Origin of the sequence: Alkalibaculum bacchi (assembly GCF_937875145.1) — a bacterium.
Lineage (GTDB): Bacteria > Bacillota > Clostridia > Eubacteriales > Alkalibacteraceae > Alkalibaculum > Alkalibaculum bacchi_A.
On the sequence record NZ_CALNCS010000159.1, the window covers coordinates 1 to 4,073 of the forward strand.

A 4,073-nucleotide genomic window follows, 5' to 3' on the forward strand; every position below is an offset into this window, starting at 1 on the left:
TGTATTATCTCATAGATGGGACTTTATTTGTAGGTGTGCTGTATTTGATGGATACCTTATAAACCGTATTATTTGTTCTTATATACAATTAAAGGATGGATTTCTATTTATAAAATCTTAACTCAAAATAATTCGAACTCTTTTCCCTAAAATACAATAAATCTCCATTTTGTTTTTCCATAATTGATTTTGCCATTGGAAGCCCAATCCCAAACCCTTTAGACTTTGGATTTGACTTATAAAATCGTGTATAGTATTTCTGTAGCATCTTATCAGATATCCCTTCACTAAAATCTCTAACAAGTATACTTTGATGGATGTTTGATGTTTTTAACTCTACTTCAATACCTTTTTCTTCCGAAGCTTCTAGACCATTTTTAATTATGTTAAATACTGCTTCGTATGTCCATTGTTTGTCACGAAATAAAGTAAAGTCATTACCTGTTATAACTACTGGAAGATTATCATTTGCAAAAAATGATGCTAAACTTGTTTTAATTTCTAGGGTCAATTCTTTTACACTAAACACTTCATTTCTCATTGGCACTAAACCAGAATCCAAAGACGCCATTTTAAGAAGGATATCTGTCAATTGATATAATCTATTCACATCATTTCTTATATACCTTGCGTATTCATCTACATTCGTTGGCTCTTCGTTTATTAAATCCAACATAAGCAATATACCAGTTAAGGGCGTTTTGATTTGATGAGCAATATCCTCCACGTATGTTTTTAAAATATCTCTATTCTTTGTAGCTTCTGCAGCTACTTGTCTTTTCTCAATAACAATTTTTACAATCTCGTCCCTTAATCGTCCAAACTCATCATCAATAACTTCATAATTGTCTGTATCTGAATCTAATGTATTTAATAATTCAAATACACTATGTATTTTTTTATTTATCATTTTATCTTGTCTAATGTCATTTAATTTAATTAATATAAATAGAACTACATTCACAATTAAAAACCCAAATGCAGTGATTATATCAAATCTCGGACTAATGAAAACAACAAACATAGATAGAATAAAATTAAAAATAACGATTCCTATAAAAATTTTATTACTTTTCATATATTGTCACTTTGCCAACTATAGCCAATTCCACGTACAGTCTTAATATTATCTCCATAAGTTCCCAATTTTCTTCGTAATCGCTTTATTGTTACTGTCAATGTGTTATTGTTAATCTCATATAAATTATATCCCCATACAGAATCAATAAGATGTTCTCTGGTAATATTAAGTCTTTTATTAAGGAGAAAGATTTCAAGTACATCAAATTCTTGTCTATTTAATTCAATGTTTTTATTATTAATTCTTGCTGTTTTAAATTCACTATCTAAAACTAGTTCTTTAAAAGTGAGATTTTTCCCATCTTGAAATCTTCTCTTGAATATATTATCAATTCTTGCTTTTAAAATAGGCAGTGAAAATGGTTTCGTAATATATTCATCGGCTCCATAATCAAATCCCGTTAAAATATTTTTTTCACTATCTCTAACTGTCAGCATGACAACTGGTATGTCATAATATTCTCGAATATATTTAAGATAGTCAAAACCTGAGCCATCAGGAAGATTTACATCTAAAATTGCCAAATCATAGTCATTAATGTCTATATCAGAAATTGCTTTCAATGAATCAAAGATATCCGTTATTATTTCAAACCGCTTCATATAAGCTTGAATAGCAAAAGCAATCGTATTGTCATCTTCAAGTATTAATATCTTCACCTCTTAACAACTCCTTTATTGTTACTTTCCTCTCGAATCATCTTATTCTTTTTAATCTGACATCTGTAGGTTTTCAGCCTTTTTCGGTATCGCCCATACACAACTAAAGCATATTACTCTAGGAATTCGATTTCCTACAAAGTTTTTGAACCCGTCGCTCAGAAATAATATAAGAAAAACCACCTGCTGATTAACTGCGCCTTATCTACTATAAAGGAGCATATCTCTATACGGGTGGTTTTATCAGTCAGAGTCTAGGCAACCAGCCAATTTAATTATTCAAAAAACAAATCCTCCTGTATTCCATATATGCGACAGACTTCTTGAAGTCCGCTTAATACTTCATCTCTTGGAAAGTTATTATCTTCCAATTCTGCATCCGATAGCTTGTTGATCTCAGAATAAAAAAATATTGCAGCCTTAAGAGCATTCTTGTCATTATGATCAATAGCTTCATAGAGCATATCCTCAGCATCGCATATTTGACCTTGTATAACAAGCTCGTGGAGTTTGTTATAAAGAGGATTCCACTGTGAAGTGGTTCGCTCAAATTCTTCAATCATCGCTGAATCCGATTTTTTGCCTGTAATAAGATGTATAATAAGTGCAACGGCAGTTTCAATCTGCCTCATAATCCAATCTTGATGATAATGCATAAAAGATAACAACCTCCTCAATTTTAATAATAAGATAAAATAAAATTTTAACTAATTTCTTATTTCCCATATTATCCAATTTATTAGAGCTTGTCTACAATATTATAACTTGAGTTTCCGCAAAATGTAATGTGAGACATGCTTTTGTTTGCTTGAGACATATGCAGTTCACACTTTTAGATAAAACCGCTTTGAATTCAGAATTTGAGTACCCAAATTAATCCCAGGGATCTGAGATCAAAAACTATTCTTATTTTACTTTATTTAGGCAATCAACTTAAAACGGATTTGCCGGTATTTGGGTCGCTTAGTCTTGAACCAATACCTGACGCCCTCTCTTGCATATGACAATATACGGGCAACTCCTTTTGCAAGTCGGTAATAGTTGAAATAAACTTTTTCTTTTATTGGATTTGCTGATTTTATGATTTCAACTTTAAGCACGCTTGTCTCTGGCTTCATTGAAAGTAGCGCCAGAAAGGCCATGCATAATGTGATGTAAAAGTTTAATGCGTTGATGGCTATAAGTTTTCTTACACGAAAATTTTCAAGTTGAAATATCTGTTTTTTACTACGAAAATATTCTTCTATGCGCCATCTTGAAAAGTATAGCTTTGCAACATTTATTACATCGTCTTTGGATTTGATTTCCTTATTTGTTGCAAGCATCATAGGGTGCTCCGTAATGCCATAGACAAGAACCAGATAGATATCTTTTTTGGAAGCAGTTATCTGTACCTTTACATGGGAAAGATAAGCATGGTGCTGCCCACCTTTGTAGTACAGTGGCATTTTAATCTTACCCTTTCTACGGTTACGAAGTTCTGTGGCAGGTGTCCATTTTTGATGGTATAGTAGCTTGCGCCTGGCCGTGAGGCGAATGACATAATCTTGATCTAGTTCTTCCATTTTTAAGAATATTTTATTACTGTCATAGCCCCTATCCATAATGTAAGTAGCTTTTTTAAATAGAGTAGAACCACGTTCCATAGCAGCAAAGGTAACATCATTAGTAGAAGTGAAGTTCTTTTCCCTAGAAGAATGAATTTTTGAAAAGATGCTTACAGGATGATTGCTTTTAGTAAGCACACAAGCTTCCGTAACAAGATATCCTTTTTTGGATACATTTTTTGTCTTGGTACTTTCGGAACCATCACGTACAATGTCAAGAGCCTCGAATTTGTAACCGTTTGGTTTTACAATATCGCTGTCATCTATGTGAATGACAGGCTCATCAGGAACCCATTGTTTGATGGTGTCCAGATAAGAATTTTGTAGTTGGTGCGCAACTCCCTTATGCAGATTTTTAGAGAGTCTTTCGACAACATTTACTTTTTTTGAGGTCTCGTGAAGCTGATCAGCAATTTCAGTGAGGAGGCAACTTTTTGAGGCAAGCATTCCATAAATCATATCAGCAGTAAATTTTTGTGCTGGCTTAAAAAGTGCTTTTGAGATTTTATTTGCAAAAGTTATTATTTCTCGTTTCATTGTATAAGTATTTGAGGTAAAATGAACCATAAGGGATCCCTTCCTTTTTGTTTAGTAAGATTTTTGTTTGGTCGCTTAATTTTACATTAAAAAGGAAAGGGTTTCCTTATATTTTGGGCTTTTTTGAAAATTGTTAATAAGTATTCTTGTTAAATAACTAGCCTGTGGATAAAAACACGGAAACTCAAG

The 4,073-nt window shown here is 32.4% G+C and carries 4 protein-coding genes; all 4 read right to left on the reverse strand.

Annotation, left to right across the window (positions count from 1 at the left end):
- Positions 1-103: 103 nt before the first annotated feature.
- On the reverse strand, positions 104-1,078 hold the full coding sequence (locus Q7P22_RS09515) for a HAMP domain-containing sensor histidine kinase (RefSeq protein WP_303863597.1): 975 nt from the start codon (positions 1,076-1,078) through the stop codon (positions 104-106).
- Complete coding sequence (locus Q7P22_RS09520; protein WP_303863599.1) at positions 1,075-1,740, reverse strand: response regulator transcription factor; 666 nt, start codon at positions 1,738-1,740, stop codon at positions 1,075-1,077. The genes Q7P22_RS09515 and Q7P22_RS09520 overlap by 4 nt, the downstream gene beginning before the upstream one ends.
- A 275-nt stretch (positions 1,741-2,015) precedes the next feature.
- Positions 2,016-2,396: a DUF6483 family protein gene (locus Q7P22_RS09525; RefSeq protein ID WP_303863601.1), complete on the reverse strand. Its 381-nt coding sequence runs from the start codon at positions 2,394-2,396 to the stop codon at positions 2,016-2,018.
- Positions 2,397-2,660: 264 nt separating this feature from the next.
- The gene (locus Q7P22_RS09530; RefSeq protein WP_303863603.1) at positions 2,661-3,884 is read right to left on the reverse strand and encodes a transposase; all 1,224 of its coding nucleotides are present in this window, start codon (positions 3,882-3,884) and stop codon (positions 2,661-2,663) included.
- Positions 3,885-4,073 lie beyond the last annotated feature (189 nt).